At 72.6% G+C, this 18182-nt stretch carries 19 protein-coding genes; 15 read left to right on the top strand and 4 right to left on the bottom strand.

Annotation, left to right across the window (positions count from 1 at the left end; all coding sequences use genetic code 11):
• Positions 1-22 precede the first annotated feature (22 nt).
• The 3 genes from SM611_RS00800 to SM611_RS00790 are packed head-to-tail and all read right to left on the bottom strand — an operon-like array spanning position 23 to position 2679.
• Positions 23-970 (bottom strand): EamA family transporter, encoded by a 948-nt coding sequence (locus SM611_RS00800; protein ID WP_371946808.1) that lies wholly within the window; start codon positions 968-970, stop codon positions 23-25.
• Positions 971-973: 3 nt separating this feature from the next.
• A complete protein-coding gene (locus SM611_RS00795) occupies positions 974-1690 on the bottom strand; it encodes an ABC transporter permease (protein ID WP_371947398.1) in 717 nt (238 codons plus the stop codon).
• A gap of 50 nt (positions 1691-1740) precedes the next feature.
• Positions 1741-2679 carry an ATP-binding cassette domain-containing protein gene (locus tag SM611_RS00790; RefSeq protein ID WP_371946807.1) on the bottom strand — a complete coding sequence of 313 codons (939 nt, stop codon included), beginning with the start codon at positions 2677-2679 and terminating at the stop codon, positions 1741-1743.
• Positions 2680-2878: 199 nt separating this feature from the next.
• Between SM611_RS00790 and SM611_RS00785 the strand changes: the two genes are divergently transcribed.
• The 13 genes from SM611_RS00785 to SM611_RS00725 all read left to right on the top strand — a co-directional run bounded on the left by SM611_RS00785 (position 2879) and on the right by SM611_RS00725 (position 15405).
• A complete protein-coding gene (locus tag SM611_RS00785; RefSeq protein WP_371946806.1) occupies positions 2879-4120 on the top strand; it encodes an arginine deiminase in 1242 nt (413 codons plus the stop codon).
• Positions 4121-4158: 38 nt separating this feature from the next.
• The gene (argF, locus tag SM611_RS00780; protein ID WP_371946805.1) at positions 4159-5160 is read left to right on the top strand and encodes an ornithine carbamoyltransferase; all 1002 of its coding nucleotides are present in this window, start codon (positions 4159-4161) and stop codon (positions 5158-5160) included.
• 39 nt (positions 5161-5199) lie between these two features.
• Complete coding sequence (gene arcC / locus SM611_RS00775) at positions 5200-6135, top strand: carbamate kinase (protein ID WP_371946804.1); 936 nt, start codon at positions 5200-5202, stop codon at positions 6133-6135.
• Positions 6132-7586, top strand: a complete 1455-nt coding sequence (locus SM611_RS00770) for an amino acid permease (RefSeq protein ID WP_371946803.1) — start codon at positions 6132-6134, stop codon at positions 7584-7586. Before arcC ends, SM611_RS00770 begins: the two co-directional genes overlap by 4 nt.
• On the top strand, positions 7583-8557 hold the full coding sequence (locus SM611_RS00765; RefSeq protein WP_371946802.1) for a universal stress protein: 975 nt from the start codon (positions 7583-7585) through the stop codon (positions 8555-8557). Before SM611_RS00770 ends, SM611_RS00765 begins: the two co-directional genes overlap by 4 nt.
• Positions 8558-8637: 80 nt before the next feature.
• A complete protein-coding gene (locus SM611_RS00760) occupies positions 8638-9450 on the top strand; it encodes a helix-turn-helix transcriptional regulator (protein ID WP_371946801.1) in 813 nt (270 codons plus the stop codon).
• Positions 9451-9562: 112 nt separating this feature from the next.
• Entirely contained in the window at positions 9563-10975 is a 1413-nt protein-coding gene (sufB, locus tag SM611_RS00755) for a Fe-S cluster assembly protein SufB (RefSeq protein ID WP_371946800.1), read from the top strand.
• The gene (gene sufD, locus SM611_RS00750; protein ID WP_371946799.1) at positions 10975-12111 is read left to right on the top strand and encodes a Fe-S cluster assembly protein SufD; all 1137 of its coding nucleotides are present in this window, start codon (positions 10975-10977) and stop codon (positions 12109-12111) included. Before sufB ends, sufD begins: the two co-directional genes overlap by 1 nt.
• On the top strand, positions 12108-12470 hold the full coding sequence (locus SM611_RS00745; RefSeq protein ID WP_371946798.1) for a non-heme iron oxygenase ferredoxin subunit: 363 nt from the start codon (positions 12108-12110) through the stop codon (positions 12468-12470). Before sufD ends, SM611_RS00745 begins: the two co-directional genes overlap by 4 nt.
• Positions 12471-12496: 26 nt before the next feature.
• Positions 12497-13261, top strand: coding sequence for a Fe-S cluster assembly ATPase SufC (sufC, locus tag SM611_RS00740; RefSeq protein WP_371946797.1), 765 nt, complete (start codon positions 12497-12499; stop codon positions 13259-13261).
• Between the two features lie 50 nt (positions 13262-13311).
• Entirely contained in the window at positions 13312-14574 is a 1263-nt protein-coding gene (locus SM611_RS00735; RefSeq protein WP_371946796.1) for a cysteine desulfurase, read from the top strand.
• A gap of 43 nt (positions 14575-14617) precedes the next feature.
• On the top strand, positions 14618-15076 hold the full coding sequence (sufU, locus tag SM611_RS00730; protein WP_371947397.1) for a Fe-S cluster assembly sulfur transfer protein SufU: 459 nt from the start codon (positions 14618-14620) through the stop codon (positions 15074-15076).
• The gene (locus SM611_RS00725; protein WP_371946795.1) at positions 15073-15405 is read left to right on the top strand and encodes a metal-sulfur cluster assembly factor; all 333 of its coding nucleotides are present in this window, start codon (positions 15073-15075) and stop codon (positions 15403-15405) included. The genes sufU and SM611_RS00725 overlap by 4 nt, the downstream gene beginning before the upstream one ends.
• Before the next feature lie 159 nt (positions 15406-15564).
• Here SM611_RS00725 and SM611_RS00720 read toward each other — a convergent pair whose 3' ends face one another.
• Complete coding sequence (locus SM611_RS00720) at positions 15565-16128, bottom strand: hypothetical protein (protein WP_371946794.1); 564 nt, start codon at positions 16126-16128, stop codon at positions 15565-15567.
• A 133-nt stretch (positions 16129-16261) separates the two neighbouring features.
• Here SM611_RS00720 and SM611_RS00715 point away from each other — a divergent pair, with 133 nt between their 5' ends.
• Both SM611_RS00715 and SM611_RS00710 read left to right on the top strand, forming a co-directional pair.
• Positions 16262-17476 carry a sensor histidine kinase gene (locus SM611_RS00715; RefSeq protein ID WP_371946793.1) on the top strand — a complete coding sequence of 405 codons (1215 nt, stop codon included), beginning with the start codon at positions 16262-16264 and terminating at the stop codon, positions 17474-17476.
• Positions 17473-18150: a response regulator gene (locus SM611_RS00710; protein ID WP_371946792.1), complete on the top strand. Its 678-nt coding sequence runs from the start codon at positions 17473-17475 to the stop codon at positions 18148-18150. The genes SM611_RS00715 and SM611_RS00710 overlap by 4 nt, the downstream gene beginning before the upstream one ends.
• Positions 18151-18182: the final 32 nt, after the last annotated feature.

Below are 18182 nucleotides of genomic sequence, written 5' to 3'. Positions count from 1 at the left end.
CGCTGCCACACGCGCCCGCCACTCACGCCTCGGGCGCCGCCGGCGGCTCCTTCTGCCCCCGCGTGGCCCCCGCGCACGCGACGATGACGCAGCCGATCGCGACCCACTGGCGCCCGCTGAGGATCTCGCCGAGCACGACGACGCCCACGAGCGCGGCGACGGCGGGCTCCAGGCTCATCAGGATCCCGAAGACGCGGGCGGGCACGCGCCGCAGCGCCTCCAGCTCCAGCGAGTACGGGATCACCGAGGACAGCAGGCCGACGCCGAGCCCGATGGCCAGCAGCGCCGGGTCGAGGAGGGCGGCGCCGTCCGCGGCGACACCGGTCGCGATGCCGCCCGGCAGCATGACCAGCGTTCCGATGATGCTGGCCAGGGCCAGCCCGGTGGTGCCGGGGATGCGCCGCCCGGTGGCGGCCGTGAGCAGGATGTAGGATGCCCAGCCGACCGCGGCGAGCAGCGCGAACACGATGCCGAGGACGTCCGCGTCGCCGCCGCCTCTGGCGAGCAGGACCACCCCCGCGCCCGCGAGCACGACCCACAGGGCGTCGCGCGGGCGGCGGGAGCCGGCGATGGCGACCGACAGCGGGCCGAGGAACTCGATCGTCACCGCCACGCCCAGCGGGATCCGCGACAGCGACTGGTAGAACGCGAAGTTCATCCCGGCGAGGGAGACCCCGTAGCCGGCGACGACGGCGAGGCTCGTCCAGGAGTGGTCGCGCAGCACGGTCCGCAGCGCCTTGCGGGCCAGGAACCCCAGCACCAGCGCCGAGGCCAGCAGCCGGATCGACACGACCGCGGTCGGCGGCATCCGCTCGAACAAATGCTTGGCCAGGCCCGCGCCGACCTGCACGGACACGATGCCGAGCAGGATCAGCGCCGGCGGCGGCACCGACGCCGGCGACAGCGTGCGGATGCGGCCGGGCGCGCGGCTCGCGCCGCCGAACGAGCCGGGCGCCTCAGCGAGGGCCAAAGGTCACTCCCATGTGAAGAACCGGGCGGCGAGGGCGAGGCCGGCGACGGCCCACACCGCGAGGACGAGCAGCGGCTGCGCGGGCAGTACGGCGCCGTCCCGCAGGACGTCGCGCAGCCCGCCCGCGAGCGCCGAGATCGGCAGCAGCTCCAGCGCGTCCCGCACCGGGCCGGGGAACTTGTCCAGGGGGAAGACCACGCCGCCGACGGCCAGCAGCAGGATGTAGACGAGGTTCGCGGCGGCGAGGGTGGCCTCGGCGCGCAGCGTCCCGGCCATGAGCAGCCCGAACCCGGAGAACGCGGCGGTGCCGAGCAGCAGCAGGACGAGCACGGAGCCCGGGTCGCCGTCCGGGCGCCAGCCGAGCCCGAACGCCACCGCGCAGATCACCGCGGCCTGCACGATCTCGACGGCGAGGACGCTGGCGGTCTTGGCGGCGATAAGGCCCCCGCGCGGCAGCGGGGTCGCGCCGAGCCGCTTGAGGACGCCGTAGCGCCGCTCGAAGCCGGTCCCGATGGCCTGGCCGGTGAACGCCGTGGACATCACCGCGAGCGCGAGGACGCCCGGCGCGAGGAAGTCGACCCGGCGGCCGGAGCCGAGGTCGAGCAGGGACGTGGCGCTGAACAGCGCGAGCAGCACCACCGGGATGATCAGCGTGAGCAGCAGCTGCTCGCCGTTGCGCAGCACGGCGCGGAACTCGTAGCCGGCCTGCGACATGATCATCCGCGGCAGCGGCGCGGCCCCCGGCGCGGGGGACAGGTCCAGGGTGGCGGTCACGAGCGCAGCTCCCGTCCGGTGAGTTCGAGGAAGACGTCCTCCAGGGTGCGGCGCTCGATCCGCAGGTCCTCGGTCATGACGCCGTGCGAGGCGCACCAGGCGGTGACGGTGGCGAGCAGCTCGGGCCGCACGTCCGCCTCGATCAGGTAGTGCCCGGCGGGCGACTCCTTGGCGGCGCTCCCCGCGGGCAGCGCCGACAGCAGCTCCTCCAGGCCGAGGCCGGGCCGGGCGCGGAACCGCAGCTGCCGCTCGGCGCCGGTCAGCTCCTCGGGCGCGCCGTCGGCCACGACCCGGCCATGGTCGACGATGACGACGCGGTCGGAGAGGCGCTCGGCCTCCTCCATGTTGTGGGTGGTGAGGACCACCGACACCCCGGCGGCGCGCAGCTCCTCGATCAGCTCCCAGGTGGCGTGCCTGGCCTGCGGGTCGAGCCCGGTCGTGGGCTCGTCGAGGAAGACCAGCTCGGGGCGCCCGACCACGGCGACGGCGAGGGAGAGCCGCTGCTGCTGCCCGCCCGACATGCGCCGGAACGGGGTGCGGGCGTGCTCGGTGAGGCCGAGCCGCTCCAGCAGGGCGGACGTGTCGAGCGGCGCGGAGTGGAACGAGGCGACGAGGTTCAGGAACTCGCCGGCGCGGGCCGTCCCGGGGACGCCGCCGGACTGCGGCATCACGCCCACCCTCGGCTTCAGCGACCGGCCGTCGGCGGCCGGGTCGAGGCCGAGGACCCGGACGGTCCCCGCGTCGGCCCGCCGGAAGCCCTCGCAGATCTCGATCGTGGTCGTCTTGCCCGCGCCGTTCGGCCCGAGCAGCGCGGTGACGGCGCCCCGGGCGGCGCGGAACGACAGGCCGTCCACGGCCGTCGCGGAGCCGTAGCGCTTCACGAGCGAGTGCAGCTCGACCGCGCTGTCTCGGCCGCCGCCTCCGGGGGGTGTCATGCCGACGAGTTTAGGTCCGGTTCCGGACGGCTCCGCGCCGGGTCCCGCCGGTGCGGCGGGTGAAGGTCCGGCAAAGCCTCCGGGCGGGCGCCGGTCCAGTTTCACCGCCCGGCCTCGGGGAATTGACGGCCTGTCGCCGGGCCGTCCCCGGTGACCTGGGGTCGAGCGGCACCGTGGCCGGGCCCCGAGGAGGTGGGGGATGCCGTTCCACGTCGATTCGGAGGCCGGCCGGCTCCGGGAGGTGCTGCTGCACCGGCCGGAGCTGTCGCTGAAGCGGCTCACCCCGTCCAACGCGGCCGGGCTGCTCTTCGACGACGTGCTGTGGGTGCGGCGCGCGGTGGAGGAGCACAAGGAGTTCGAGGACGTCCTGCGCGCCGAGGGCGTCCGCACGCACCTGCTGATCGACCTGCTGGGCGAGACCGTCGGGATCCCGGAGGCGCGCAAGCACATCCTGGACGCCGTCGTCGACCCGCACTGGTTCGGCCCGCTGGCCACCGACGCGATCCGCAACTGCTTCGACGCCATGGACGTGCAGGAGCTGAGCTCGTTCCTCATCGGCGGCATCACCAAGCGGGAGATGCTGGAGCGGATGCCCGAGCCCGCGTCGATCGCGTTCCACTCGGTCGGCATGGACGGGTTCATCCTGCCGCCGCTGCCGAACCACCTGTTCACCCGCGACACGTCCTGCTGGATCTACGACGGCGTCTCGATCAACACGATGCGCAAGAAGGCGCGGATGCGCGAGACGGTGAACATGGAGGCCGTCTACCGCTGGCATCCGCTGTTCGCCGCCGGCTACGGTCGCCCGGAGGAGGGCGGCTTCCACGTCTGGAACACCGGGACGGCGATGGCCCCGGCGACGCTGGAGGGCGGCGACGTCCTGGTCATCGGGAACGGCGCGGTGCTGGTCGGGATGAGCGAGCGGACGCAGCCGCAGGCCGTGGAGATGCTCGCGCAGTCGCTGTTCGCCTCCGGCTCGTGCACCCGGATCGTCGCGCTGCGGATGCCGCAGAAGCGGGCGTTCATGCACCTGGACACGGTCATGACGATGGTCGACCACGGCGTGTTCACCGCCTACGAGGGCCTGGGCACGCTGCCGTCCCACACCGTCGAGCCCGGCGACACCGAGAAGGAACTGAAGATCACCGATCACCCGCCGGAGGACATGTACCGGGCGATCGCCGCCGCCCTCGGCCTGGACTCCGTCAAGGTCATCACCCCTTCCCAGGACGTCTTCTCCGCCGAGCGCGAGCAGTGGGACGACGGCGCGAACGTCCTGGCCGTGGCGCCCGGCGTCGTCGTCGCCTACGAGCGCAACGCGACGAGCAACAACCAGCTGAGCCGGAACGGGATCCAGGTCATCACCATCCGCGGCAGCGAGCTCGGCCGCGGCCGCGGCGGCCCCCGCTGCATGACCTGCCCGCTCGTCCGGGACGCCTGACGTCCACCAGCCTCGGCACGACCCTCGGGAGACCGGAAATGGCGCTCGACCTGCGCGGCCGCAGCCTCGTCAGGGAACTCGACCTCCGCCCGGAGGAGTTCGGGTCCCTGCTCGACCTCGCGGCCGAGCTGAAGGCCGCGAAGTACGGCGGCACCGAGACGCGCGTCCTGACCGGCAAGAACATCGCGCTCGTCTTCGAGAAGGCGTCCACCCGCACGCGCTGCGCGTTCGAGGTCGCCGCGCACGACCAGGGCGCCCACGTGACGTACCTCGGCCCGGGCGGGACGCAGATCGGCCACAAGGAGTCGATGAAGGACACGGCGCGCGTCCTGGGGCGGATGTACGACGGCATCGAGTACCGGGGCTCCAGCCAGCGGCTCGTCGAGGAACTCGCCGAGTACGCGGGCGTCCCCGTGTGGAACGGCCTGACCGACGAGTGGCACCCCACGCAGATGCTCGCCGACATGCTCACCATGCGCGAGCACGGCGGCAAGCCCCTGCGGGACGTCGCGTACGCGTACCTGGGTGACGCGCGCAACAACATGGGCCACTCCTACGTGGCCGCGGGCGCGCTCCTCGGCATGGACGTGCGCATCGTCGCGCCGCGCGCCCTCTGGCCGGACGAGGAGACGGTCGTCCGGCCGTCCGAGGCGGTCGCGGCCGAGACCGGGGCCGAGATCACGCTTACCGAGGACGTCGCCGACGGCGTGCGGGGCGCCGACTTCGTCATCACCGACGTGTGGGTGTCGATGGGCGAGCCGGAGGAGGTGTGGGACGAGCGCATAGCGCTGCTCACGCCGTACCAGGTCAACGCCGAGGTCATGCGGGCGACCGGCAATCCGGGCGCCCGGTTCATGCACTGCCTCCCGGCCTTCCACAACAGGGAGACCGCAGTGGGGGAGGAGATCTACCGGAAGACCGGCCTGGAGGCGCTGGAGGTCACCGAGGAGGTGTTCGAGTCCGGCGCCTCCATCGTCTTCGACGAGGCCGAGAACCGGATGCACACGATCAAGGCGGTCATGGTCGCGACGCTCGGCTGAGCGGGGCGGGGCCCGCCGCAGGGGGGAGGGGGAGGCAGCATGCGCGTGGTCGTCGCGCTCGGGGGGAACGCGCTGGTCAGACGGGGCGATACGCCCGACGCCCAGCCGCAGCGCCACAACGTCGACCGGGCGGTCCGGTCGCTGGCGCCGCTCGCCGAGAAGCACGAGCTGATCATCACGCACGGGAACGGGCCGCAGGTGGGGGTGCTGTCGCTGGAGAGCGTCAACGACCCGAACCTGACCCGGCCCTACCCGCTGGACACGATCGGCGCCGAGACCCAGGGGATGATCGGCTACTGGATGCTGCAGGCGCTGCAGAACGCGCTGCCCGGCCGCCAGGTGATGGCGATGATCAACCAGACGCTGGTGTCGGCGGTCGACCCGGCGTTCGAGAACCCGACGAAGTTCGTCGGCCAGGTCTACGACCGGGAGGAGGCCGAGAAGCTCGCCGGCGAGTACGGCTGGACGATCCGCCAGGACGGCGAGGCGTGGCGCCGCGTGGTGCCGTCCCCGCGCCCGCAGCGGGTGATCGAGACGCGGCTGATCAGGGAGCTGGTCCGGCTCGGGACGGTCGTCGTGTGCGCGGGCGGCGGCGGCATCCCGGTGTTCCGCAACGACGTCGGGCGGCTGGAGGGCGTCGAGGCGGTGATCGACAAGGACCTCACCGCGGCCGTCCTGGCCGAGAGCATGGACGCGGACGCCCTGCTCATCCTCACCGACGTCCCCCGCGTGATGCGGAACTTCGGCGCCCCCGAGCAGGAGGAGATCACCCACACCACCCCGCACGAGCTGCGGGCCGAGGACTTCCCCGCCGGGTCGATGGGACCCAAGGTCGCGGCGGCGTCCGGCTTCGTCGAGCGAACCGGCGACATGGCCGCGATCGGGCTGCTCGACCAGTGCGTGGAGATCCTCGCCGGCACCGCCGGCACGATCGTCACCCCCAACGCCACCTGGCCCCTGGAGAGCACCCTGTGACCGCCGGGACGGCGGGGACCGGGTTCGCGCGCAGCCTCCTGCGGACCAAGCCGGTCGACCAGATCGTCGCCGAGGGCGGACAGGGCGAGGGCGGCGAGCTGAAGCGCACGATGAGCCTGCTGCAGCTGACGTTCTTCAGCGTCGGCGCGACCCTCGGCACCGGCATCTTCGTGGTCCTCGGCGAGGCGGTGCCGCTCGCCGGCCCCGCCGTCGTCCTGTCGTTCGTGCTCGCCGCCGTGACCGCGCTGTTCTCCGCCCTGTCGTACGCGGAGCTGGCCGGGACGATCCCGGTCTCCGGCTCGTCCTACTCCTACGCCTACGCGACGCTCGGCGAGCTGGTCGCGTGGGTCTGCGGGTGGTGCCTGCTCCTGGAGTACGCGGTGTCGGTGTCGGCCGTCGCGGTCGGCTGGGGCTCCTACCTCAACGCGTTCCTCGACTCGGCGTTCGGCTTCACGATCCCCGAGGCGATCAGCAACCCGCCCGGCGAGGGCGGCCTCGTCAACGTCCCCGCGGTGGTCGTGGTGCTGTTCGCGACGCTGCTGCTGCTGCGCGGAACGTCCGAGAGCGCCACCGCCAACACGGTCATGGTGTTCCTCAAGATCGCCGTGCTGCTGTTCTTCTGCGCCATCGCCTTCACCGCGTTCCGGTCCGGGAACCTCAGCCCGTTCGCGCCCATGGGCTGGGCGGGGATCAGCGCCGCCGGCGGCAAGGTGTTCTTCTCCTACATCGGCTTCGACGCCGCCTCCACGGCCGGCGAGGAGGCGAAGAACCCCCGCCGCGACCTGCCGCTCGCCATCATCCTGTCGCTGGTCATCGTGACCGTGATCTACGTGCTGGTCGGGCTCGCCGCCGTCGCCGCGATGAACTGGCGGCAGTTCGATCTGAGCGGCGCGGAGGCGTCCCTCGCCCAGGTGCTGGACGTGGCGACCGGGCGGTCCTGGCCGTCGATGATCCTCGCCCTCGGCGCCGTGATCGCCATCGCCAGCGTCGTCCTGACCGTCATGTACGGGCAGACCCGCATCCTGTTCGCGATGTCGCGCGACGGCCTCGTCCCGGAGGTGTTCCAGAAGGTCAGCCCCGGCCGGCGCGTCCCCGTCGCCAACACCGTCATCGTGGCGGTGTTCATCGGGGTCCTCGCCGCGGTCATCCCGCTCGGCCGGCTCGTGGACGCCACCAGCATCGGGACGCTGTTCGCGTTCGCGCTGGTCAACGTGGGCGTCATCGTCCTGCGCCGCACCCGGCCCGAGCTGCCGCGCAGCTTCCGCACCCCGCTGTTCCCCGTGACGCCGCTGCTCGGCGTCGGGTTCTGCGTGTACCTGATGGTCGGCCTCGGCGGCGTCACCTGGGTCGTGTTCGCGCTCTGGTGCTCCGTCGGGCTGGCCGCCTACTTCCTCTACGGCCGCCGCCACTCGCGGCTGGCGGCCGGATCCGCGGGAAGGGGGACGCCATGAACGACATGAACGAGATGAAGGGGAGCGGCGACCGGGGGAACGACGACAACGGGATGCGGGTGCTGGTCGGCTACGCCCCCGACGAGCGCGGCGACGACGCGCTCGCGCTGGCCGCCCTCCTGGCCCGGACGATGGGGGCGCCGCTGACGGCGGTCCACGTCCATCCGCCGCCGTGGCCCGCCCCAGGCCCGGGCGCCGTGGACGCCGAGTGGGTCGCCTACCTCAGGGGCCAGGCGGACGAGGCGCTCACCGGGGCCGCGGCGCGGCTGGCGGAGCTGGGCGTCCCGGAGCGGGACGTGGCCCTGCGCGTGCACGCCCACCGGGGCAGCGGGCGCGGCCTCATCCAGGTCGCCGGGGACGTGGGCGCCGACCTGATCGTGGCGGGCTCGGGGCCGCGCGGGCGGCGCGGCCGGGTCGCCATCGGCAGCACCGCCGACCAGCTGCTGCACGGATCGCCCGTGCCGGTCATGCTGGCCCCGCGCGGCTACGCCGAGCATCCGCCGCGGCGGATCTCCCGGATGACGCTCGCGTACTGGCGGCGCCGCGACGGCGACGGGCCGCTGTCGGCCGCCGCCGCGCTCGCCGAGCGGCTGGACGCGGAGCTGCGCCTGCTCACCCTGGTGCTGCGGCCGCCCGGCCTGACGGCGCGGTTCCGCGCCCCGGGCGGCGTCCTGGACCGCCAGCTCGCCCAGGCCGAGGAGGACCTGCGCTACGCCGCCGGGCTCTTCGGCGGCGGGACGCCGGTGGAGCGGCTCACGGCCGTCGGGACCGACATCGCCAAGACGCTCGGCACCGTCGATATGCTGCACGGCGAGGTGCTCGCCTGCATGTCCAGCCACGAGGGGCCGCTGCGCAAGGTCTTCCTCGGGGAGACCTCCGGCAAGATCGTCCGGGCCGCGCGCTGCCCGGTGCTGCTCCTGCCGCGCGGGGCGAGCGCGCCGACCGTGGGCGAGAAAGCCCAGGTTAGGTAAGGCTTACCTGCGTGAGCTACGACATCGGCGTTCCGGTGTTTCGGGGGAAGTAATTACGGCACACTGATGTTGTGAAATACGTGAGCGAGGATCAGACGACCACCGGGGGCGCCGCCGCGCGGCCTTCCGGCGTGCCGTCCGGCCCCGGCCACGCCGAGCGCGACACGCGCGCGCGGGTGGCCCGGCTGATCCTCGAGCACGGCCCGGTCACGGCGTCCACGCTGGGCGAGCGCGTCGGCCTCACGCCGGCCGCGATCCGCCGGCACCTGGACGCGCTGCTGGCCGAGGGCATGATCGAGGTCCGCAAGGCGCGGGTGCCGCAGACCCGGCGCGGCCGGGGACGCCCCGCCAAGTGGTTCGCCATCACCGACGCCGGGCGCAGCGCCTTCGTGCACGCCTACGACGACCTGGCGACCAGCGCGCTGCGGTTCCTCGCCGAGACGGCCGGCGACCACGCGGTCGCCGAGTTCGCCCGGCGGCAGATCGCCGACCTGGAGCAGCGCTACCGCCCCGTCGTGCAGGACGCTCCGCCCCAGCAGCGCGTCCGCTCGCTCGCCGAGGCCCTGTCGGGCGACGGCTACGCGGCCGCCGCGGCGAAGGCGCCCCAGCCGGGCGGCGGCGAGCAGCTCTGCCAGCACCACTGCCCGGTCGCGCACGTCGCCGCGGAGTTCCCGCAGCTGTGCGAGGCCGAGACCGAGGCGTTCAGCCGCCTGCTGGGCACGCCCGTCCAGCGGCTGGCCACGATCGCCCACGGCGACGGGATCTGCACCACCCACGTCAGCCCGGCCGACCTGTGCGTCGACCGGGACCGAGGTGACGGTCCGGAGGGACGTCCCTCTGACATCCACCCAACGGCCGAGGCCGGGGGGTCCGACCCGGGGGGCCGAGGTTGACGCTTCACAGGCCGCCCGGCGGCGGAGTCTCCACGTCCTGCGACGGCATACCGTGCCGCCGGTCGCTCGGCCATCGCGACGTGACTAAGCAATCACTCTCTGGAGTTGTTCTATGACTACGGCAGCCCACCCTGAACTAGAGGGGCTCGACAGGTACAAGTTCGGCTGGGCCGACTCCGACGAGGCCGGCGCCTCGGCGAAGCGCGGGCTGAACGAGGACGTCGTCCGCGACATCTCGGGCAAGAAGAGCGAGCCCGAGTGGATGCTCGACCTGCGCCTGAAGGGGCTGCGGCTGTTCGGCAAGAAGCCGATGCCCACCTGGGGCTCCGACCTGTCGGACATCGACTTCGACAACATCAAGTACTTCGTGCGCTCCACCGAGCAGCAGGCCGCGTCCTGGGAGGAGCTCCCCGAGGACATCAAGAACACCTACGACAAGCTCGGCATCCCCGAGGCCGAGAAGCAGCGCCTGATCGCCGGCGTCGCCGCGCAGTACGAGTCGGAGGTCGTCTACCACAAGATCCGTGAGGACCTTGAGGAGAAGGGCGTCATCTTCGTCGACACCGACACCGGCCTGCGCGAGCACCCGGAGCTCTTCCAGGAGTACTTCGCCTCAGTGATCCCGGTCGGCGACAACAAGTTCGCCGCGCTCAACACGTCGGTGTGGTCGGGCGGCTCGTTCATCTACGTGCCGCCGGGCGTGCACGTGGAGATCCCGCTCCAGGCCTACTTCCGGATCAACACCGAGAACATGGGCCAGTTCGAGCGGACGCTGATCATCGCCGACGAGGGCTCCTACGTCCACTACGTCGAGGGCTGTACCGCCCCGATCTACAAGTCGGACTCGCTGCACTCGGCCGTCGTGGAGATCATCGTGAAGAAGGACGCCCGCGTCCGCTACACGACCATCCAGAACTGGTCCAACAACGTCTACAACCTGGTGACCAAGCGCGCCGTCGCCTACGAGGGCGCCACCATGGAGTGGGTCGACGGCAACATCGGCTCCAAGGTCACCATGAAGTACCCGGCGGTCTACCTGCTCGGCGAGCACGCCAAGGGCGAGACCCTGTCGATCGCGTTCGCGGGCGAGGACCAGCACCAGGACGCCGGCGCCAAGATGGTGCACGCCGCGCCCAACACCTCCTCCAGCATCATCTCCAAGTCGGTGGCGCGCGGCGGGGGCCGCACGTCCTACCGCGGGCTGGTGCAGATCCAGGAGGGCGCCGAGCACAGCAAGTCGACGGTCAAGTGCGACGCGCTGCTCGTCGACCAGATCAGCCGGTCCGACACCTACCCCTACGTCGACGTCCGCGAGGACGACGTCGAGATGGGCCACGAGGCGACCGTCTCCAAGGTGTCGGAGCAGCAGCTGTTCTACCTGATGAGCCGCGGCATGACCGAGGACGAGGCGATGGCCATGATCGTGCGCGGGTTCGTCGAGCCCATCGCGCGGGAGCTGCCGATGGAGTACGCCCTCGAGCTGAACCGGCTCATCGAGCTGCAGATGGAAGGAGCCGTCGGCTGATGGGGCTCGACACCAAGCCTCTCTCGACGCTGCACGAGAAGGCGTCCTACGACGTCGCCGACTTCGACGTGCCGACCGGCCGCGAGGAGGAGTGGCGGTTCACCCCGCTGCGCCGCCTGCGCGGCCTGCACAAGGGCACCGCCGAGGACGGCGGCAAGGTCCTGCTCGAGGTCGCGCCGGCCCCCGAGGTGACCGTCGAGACCGTCGGGCGCGAGGACCCGCGCCTCGGCAGGTCCTACGTCCCCGCCGACCGGGTCAGCGCCCAGGCGTGGAACTCCTTCACCGAGGCCACGGTCGTGACCGTCCCGAAGGAGGCCGTCGCCTCGGCGCCGACCGTCCTGCGGCTGCGCGGCGAGGACGCCTCGGCCGCCGCCTACGGCCACACCACCGTCCTGGTGGAGCCGTTCGCCGAGGCCACCGTCGTGCTGACGCACCGCGGCTCGGCGACCTACGCCGACAACGTCGAGTTCGTCGTCGGCGACGGCGCCCGCCTCTCGGTGATCAGCCTGCAGGACTGGGCGGACGACGCCGTCCACGTCTCCCACCAGCACGCCAGGCTCGGCCGCGACGCCCGTTTCGTCTCGCACAACATCTCGCTCGGCGGCGACGTCGTGCGGATCTCGCCGTCGGTCGCCTACGACCAGCCGGGCGGCGACGCCGAGCTGTACGGGGTGTACTTCGTCGACGGCGGCCAGCACCTGGAGCACCGCCTCCTCGTCGACCACACCGTCCCGCACTGCCGCAGCCGCGTCGACTACCGCGGCGCCCTGCAGGACCAGGACGCGCACGCCGTGTGGATCGGCGACGTGATCATCCGCGCGGAGGCGGAGGGCACCGACACCTACGAGCTGAACCGCAACCTCGTCCTCACCGACGGGACGCGGGTCGACTCGGTCCCGAACCTGGAGATCCTCACCGGCGAGGTGGCCGGCGCCGGGCACGCCTCGGCGTCCGGGCGGCTGGACGACGAGCACCTGTTCTACCTGCGGGCGCGCGGCATCACCTTCGACGAGGCGCGCCGCATGGTGGTCCGGGGCTTCCTCGGCCAGCTGGTCGAGCGCATCGAGGTCGCCGAGGTCCGCGACAAGGTCCGCGAGGCGATCGAGGAAGAGCTGGACCTGGGAGCGGCTCGATGACCACATCCGCGAAGTCCGGGGGGTCCGGGGGGTCGTCCCCCCAGGGGGGATACGTGAAGGTGTGCGCGCTGGAGGAGATCCCCGCCGGCGGGGCCCTCGGCGTCGAGATCGACGACACCCCGGTCGCGCTCGCGCGCAGCGGCGACGACGTGTTCGCGGTGAACGACATCTGCTCGCACGCCGAGGTCTCGCTGTCCGAGGGCGAGATCTACGACGGCACCATCGAGTGCTGGCTGCACGGGTCCTGCTTCGACCTGCGCAGCGGCAAGCCCACCAACCCGCCGGCCACGCAGCCGGTCGCCACCTACAAGGTCAAGGTCGAGGGCGGGGACGTCTACGTCTCGCTCACCGGCGACTGACCCCACGACGAAGGACTACACGCACTATGGCCACGCTAGAGATCCGCGACCTCCACGTCTCCGTCGGCGACGGCTCCGACGGGGCGAAGGAGATCCTGCGCGGGGTCGACCTGACCGTGCAGGCCGGCGAGACCCACGCGCTCATGGGGCCGAACGGCTCCGGCAAGTCCACCCTGGCCTACGCCGTCGCCGGGCACCCCAAGTACGAGGTGACGTCCGGCGCCGTCACGCTGGACGGCGAGGACGTCCTCGCCATGTCGGTCGACGAGCGCGCCCGCGCCGGGCTGTTCCTGGCGATGCAGTACCCCGTCGAGGTGCCGGGCGTGTCCGTCTCCAACTTCCTGCGCTCGGCCGTGACCGCCGTCCGCGGCGAGGCCCCGAAGCTCCGCGAGTTCTCCAAGGAGATGAAGCAGGCGATGGACGATCTGTCCATCGACCCGGCGTTCGCGCAGCGCAGCCTGAACGAGGGCTTCTCCGGTGGTGAGAAGAAGCGGCACGAGATCCTGCAGCTGGAGATGCTCAAGCCGAAGGTCGCGATCCTGGACGAGACCGACTCCGGTCTCGACGTCGACGCCCTCAAGGTCGTCTCCGAGGGCGTGAACCGGTTCGCCGGCGGCGACACCGGCGTCCTGCTCATCACCCACTACACCCGCATCCTGCGCTACGTGAAGCCCGACTTCGTGCACGTCTTCGCCGGCGGCCGCGTCGTCGCCGAGGGCGGCCCGGAGCTGGCCGACGAGCTGGAGAACGAGGGCTACGAGAAGTACGCGAAGGCGGGCGCGTCCGCATGAGCGAAGCGAACCGGGGGGCGTGGGGGGGCGACCCCTCACGGGGGCAGGGCATGAACATGCTGCCCGAGGAGCTGAAGAAGGACTTCCCGCTGCTGCGCCGCACGGTCCGCGGCGGGCGTCCTCTGGTGTACCTCGACTCGGGGGCGACCTCGCAGAAGCCCGTCCGGGTGCTGGACGCCGAGCGGGAGTTCTACGAGCGGCACAACGCGGCCCCGCACCGCGGCGCGCACCTGCTCGCCGAGGAGGCGACGGAGGCCTACGAGAACGCCCGCGCGTCGATCGCCCGGTTCATCGGCGCGACGCCCGGCGAGATCGTGTTCACCAAGAACGCCACCGAGGGCATCAACCTCGTCGCGTACGCGATGAGCAACGCCGCGACCGCCGGCCCGGAGGCCGAGCGGTTCGCGGTCGGTCCCGGCGACGAGGTCGTGGTGACCGAGATGGAGCACCACGCGAACCTCGTCCCGTGGCAGCAGCTGTGCCGCCGCACCGGGGCCACCCTGCGCTGGTTCGGGATCACCGACGAGGGCCGCCTCGACCTGGCCGACCTCGACGGCCTGGTGAACGAGCGCACCAAGATCGTCGCGCTGACGCACCAGTCGAACGTGCTCGGGACCGTTCCGCCGGTCGAGCGGATCGTCGAGCGCGCCCACGCCGTCGGCGCGCTCGTCCTGCTGGACGCCGCGCAGTCGGTGCCGCACCAGCCGGTCGACGTGACCGCGCTCGGGGCCGACTTCCTCGCCTTCTCCGGGCACAAGATGCTCGGCCCGACCGGCATCGGCGTCCTGTGGGGGCGCGGCGAGCTGCTGGAGGCCATGCCGCCGTTCATCACCGGCGGTTCCATGATCGAGGTCGTCCACATGGAGGAGAGCACGTTCATGCCGCCGCCGCAGCGGTTCGAGGCGGGCGTGCCGATGACCGCGCAGGCGATCGGGCTCGGCGCCGCGTGCGACTACCTCACCGAGATCGGCATGGACCGCGTCCACGCCCACGAGGAGGCCCTCGTCGGCTACTCGCTGGAGCGGCTCGGCGAGATCCCCGGCGTCCGGATCATCGGCCCCGGCACCACCGAGGCGCGCGGCGGCGCCGTGTCGTTCACCGTCGAGGACATCCACCCGCACGACGTCGGCCAGGTCCTGGACGACCTGGGCGTCGAGGTCCGCGTCGGCCATCACTGCGCCTGGCCGATCTGCCGGCGCTTCGGCATCCCGGCGACCACCCGCGCGACGTTCTACCTCTACAACACCCTCGCCGACGTGGACGCGCTCGCCGACGCGGTGCGGCACGCCCAGAAGTTCTTCGGAACACACTGAGCGACGGGCCGGTTGTAGCGAGAAAGGCTTGGAAAGGGACGACATGCAGCTGGAGGCGATGTACCAGGAGGTCATCCTGGACCATTACCGCAATCCCCTCCACAAGGGGCTGCGGGAGCCGTTCGAGGGCGAGGCGCACCACGTCAATCCGACCTGCGGTGACGAGGTGACGCTGCGCGTCCACCTGGACGGCGAGGGCCAGGACGCCACGGTCGCCGATGTCTCCTACGACGCCATGGGCTGCTCGATCAGCCAGGCGAGCGCCTCGGTGATGTCCGACCTGATCATCGGAAAGTCCGTGAAGGAGGCGATGGCCGTCGGCGAGGAGTTCCTGGCGCTGATGCAGTCGCGCGGCCGGGACACCGAGCCGGACGAGGACGTCCTGGAGGACGCCGTCGCCTTCGCCGGGGTCTCCAAGTACCCCGCCAGGATCAAATGCGCCCTGCTCGCCTGGATGGCGTGGAAGGACGCGACCGCACGCGCACTCGGAGAGGCATCATGACCGACACGCCCGCGACCGGCTCGACCGTCCAGGAGGAAGAGGTCCTGGAGGCCCTGAAGGACGTCGTCGACCCCGAACTCGGCATCAACGTCGTCGACCTCGGCCTGATCTACGGCGTCAACCTCGACGACGAGATCGCCACCCTCGACATGACCCTGACCAGCGCTGCCTGTCCCCTCACCGACGTGATCGAGGACCAGGCCCACAGCGCCCTGGAGGGGCTCGTCAAGGACGTCAAGATCAACTGGGTCTGGCTTCCGCCGTGGGGCCCGGACAAGATCACCGACGACGGCCGCGACCAGCTGCGCGCCCTCGGCTTCAACGTCTGACCTTCCGCGCCACGAGGCCGCGCCCCCGCCCGGGGCGCGGCCTTACGCGTCTCCGGGCCGCCGCGGGGGATTCGCCTTCGGCCGGACGGGCACCGGGCGGCGGGAGCCCGTGTCGGCACCCCCGACCCGGGCGAGATCACGGGTCCGCGTCGCCGGGCCTCACCCTCGCCGTACGCGGTCTTCTTCGCGGTCCTTCGGCTTCGCCGGCCAGAGGGTGTGGCTGATCGGCCAGATGGACCAGATCGCCAGGACGGTGCCCAGGCGGGCCGTCCAGGCGGAGAGGGCCTCGGTGCGGCCGGGGTCATCCACCAGGACGATCATCGCGAGGAGGAGGCCGCAGGCGATGGCGGTCGCGAGGGTCGCCTTGCCGAACTCGCGCCACTCGTAGCGGGTGCGGGCGCCGCCGTACTTCGGCTTGCCGCGGGGCGGCGGGCCCCCGGCGAAGCGGTGCGCGAAGCGCTCGTCGGCCCAGCGGACCATGCTGTGGCCGAACGCGACGGAATAGCCGAGGTAGGCGGCGGCGAGGCCGTGGCCGGTGCCGGCGGTCGCCCCGCCGCGCAGGTCGACCGCCGTCGCGGCCAGCAGGACCAGGTCGACCAGCGGGACGCACAGCAGGAGCGCGGCGCCGGTGCGGCGCAGGCGCAGCGGGTAGCGGGCGGCGAGGCCGGCGGCGAGGACGATCCAGAACCCGATCTCGCAGCCGGCGATGACGGCGATGAGCACGTGTTCCATCGTGCGCGCGGCCGGGCGCCGGATCGTCGTCTGCGGTGAGGGTTTCGCGGGTCGTCCGAAGGATGTACGCGGGCTCCTCACCCGGGCGGACGAGGCACGAGCGCCGGGATGCTGTGATGGACCGGTGCACCTGATCAGACGGGCGACCACGCGCCAGGACGCGCTGATCGTCGCGGCGGCGCTGGCCGGCGGGCTGCTGATGCTCGCGGCGCACGGCTACTCGACGTGGAGCGACGACTGGGACTTCCCGTTCTGGGTCCGGCTCGTCCCGCTGCTCGGGCTGTGCGCGGCGATGCTGCTGCGCCGGACGGCGCCGCTGACCGGGCTGGCGCTGGCGACCCCGTTCAACCTCGCCGACGTGGCGTTCGGGCCGAGCATCGCGACGGCGATGATCTACGGGGACGCGCTGTACGCGGCGAGCCTGTACGGGCGGCGGCGGACGGCGGAGTGGCTGCTCGGCGCGACGGTGCTCGCGTCGCTGGCGGTGGCGGCCGGTGTCGGGACCGGGCTGCGGGACGTCGCCGTCGGCGTGGTGGCGGGCGCGGTCGCCGGGCTCGTCTGGGTGGCGCCGGTGCTGACCGCGATGGCCGTCCGCGAGCACCGCTTCCGGGCCGAGGCGGAGCGGCGCCGCGCCGAGGCGGAGCGCGAGCGGGCCGAGGCGGAGCGCGAGCGGGCCGAGCAGGTGGCCAGGCTGGCCGAGTTGGACCGGCGCGCCGCGGTGACCGCCGAGCGGGCCCGGATGGCCCGCGAGCTGCACGACGTGATCGCCAACCATCTCAGCGCGGTGGCGCTGCACTCCTCGGCGGTGCTGCGGGTGCCCGACCTCGACCGGGCCGAGATCGAGCGGGCCATGGAGGTCATCCGGGAGAACAGCGTGGCGGGCCTGGCCGAGATGCGCCGGATGATCGGGCTGCTGCGCGACGGCGCCGCCGAGGACCCGGCGACCCGGCCGCGGCTCGCCGAGCTGGACCGGCTCGTCCGGCACACCGGCAGGTCCGACCTGTCGGCCTTCCTGGAGCTGGTGGGGGAGCCGCCGGAGCTGCCCGCGGCGGTGGAGCTGGCCGCGTACCGGATCGTCCAGGAGTCGCTGACCAACGCGCTCAAGCACGCCGGGCCGGGCCGCGCCGAGGTGCGGGTCGAGTACGGCCCGCGGCTCGTGATCGACGTGTCCAGCCCGCTCGGCCGGGACGGGGCCCGGCTGCCGGGCACCGGCAGCGGCCTGGTCGGGATGCGCGAGCGCGCGGCGATGCTCGCCGGGGAGTTCGACGCGGGACCGGACGGCGGCCGCTGGCGGGTGCACGCCGAGCTGCCCGTCGACCGCACGGAGGCGGCGCCGTGATCGAGGTGCTGGTGGCCGACGACCAGGCGGCGGTGCGGGCGGGCCTGGTCCTGATCCTGCGCGGCGCGCCGGACGTCCGGGTCGTGGGCGAGGCGGCGGACGGCGCGCGGGCGGTGGAGCTGGCCCGCGAGCTGCGCCCCGACGTCGTGCTCATGGACGTCCGCATGCCCCGCCTGGACGGCATCAGCGCCACCCGGGAGATCGCTGGGATCGCCGACGTCCTGGTCCTGACCACGTTCGACATGGACGAGTACGTGTTCGGCGCCCTGCGCGCGGGCGCGGCCGGCTTCCTGCTCAAGGACGTGGACGCCGACCGGCTGGTGGAGGCCGTCCGGACGGTCGCGGCGGGGGAGGGCGTCATCGCGCCGCGGGTCACCCGGCGGCTGATCGGCGCGTTCGCGTCCCGTCCTGCGGCCCCGGCGGAGACGCCCGGCCTGGACGGGCTGACCCCGCGCGAGCGCGAGGTGTTCGCGTGCCTGGGCGAGGGCCTGTCGAACCAGCAGATCGCGGCCCGCCTCGACATGGCGGAGACGACCACCAAGACGCACGTCAGCCGCATCCTCGGCAAGCTCGGGCTGGCGAGCCGCGTCCAGGCCGCCATCCTCGCCCAGGAAACGGCCGCCACCGGACTTTCCCGGCATGATCCGCACAAGGAGGCGCCGGGCCCGCGCTGACGCCGCACGGACGGTCTCAGCACGGCCTGGCG

The sequence above is a fragment of the Actinomadura monticuli genome, assembly GCF_041463655.1.
GTDB classification, from domain to species: domain Bacteria; phylum Actinomycetota; class Actinomycetes; order Streptosporangiales; family Streptosporangiaceae; genus Spirillospora; species Spirillospora monticuli.
This window is presented reverse-complemented; position numbering and strand designations above follow the sequence as displayed.

Coding starts and splice junctions, on each gene's coding strand:
- SM611_RS00725 (WP_371946795.1), top strand. CDS start 15,073: ATGACCGACACGCCCGCGACCGGCTCGACCGTCCAGGAGGAAGAGGTC.
- SM611_RS00765 (WP_371946802.1), top strand. CDS start 7,583: ATGAACGACATGAACGAGATGAAGGGGAGCGGCGACCGGGGGAACGAC.
- SM611_RS00745 (WP_371946798.1), top strand. CDS start 12,108: ATGACCACATCCGCGAAGTCCGGGGGGTCCGGGGGGTCGTCCCCCCAG.
- sufC (WP_371946797.1), top strand. CDS start 12,497: ATGGCCACGCTAGAGATCCGCGACCTCCACGTCTCCGTCGGCGACGGC.
- SM611_RS00785 (WP_371946806.1), top strand. CDS start 2,879: ATGCCGTTCCACGTCGATTCGGAGGCCGGCCGGCTCCGGGAGGTGCTG.
- SM611_RS00795 (WP_371947398.1), bottom strand. CDS start 1,690: ATGATCATGTCGCAGGCCGGCTACGAGTTCCGCGCCGTGCTGCGCAAC.
- SM611_RS00790 (WP_371946807.1), bottom strand. CDS start 2,679: ATGACACCCCCCGGAGGCGGCGGCCGAGACAGCGCGGTCGAGCTGCAC.
- arcC (WP_371946804.1), top strand. CDS start 5,200: ATGCGCGTGGTCGTCGCGCTCGGGGGGAACGCGCTGGTCAGACGGGGC.
- sufU (WP_371947397.1), top strand. CDS start 14,618: ATGCAGCTGGAGGCGATGTACCAGGAGGTCATCCTGGACCATTACCGC.
- sufD (WP_371946799.1), top strand. CDS start 10,975: ATGGGGCTCGACACCAAGCCTCTCTCGACGCTGCACGAGAAGGCGTCC.
- SM611_RS00735 (WP_371946796.1), top strand. CDS start 13,312: ATGAACATGCTGCCCGAGGAGCTGAAGAAGGACTTCCCGCTGCTGCGC.
- argF (WP_371946805.1), top strand. CDS start 4,159: ATGGCGCTCGACCTGCGCGGCCGCAGCCTCGTCAGGGAACTCGACCTC.
- sufB (WP_371946800.1), top strand. CDS start 9,563: ATGACTACGGCAGCCCACCCTGAACTAGAGGGGCTCGACAGGTACAAG.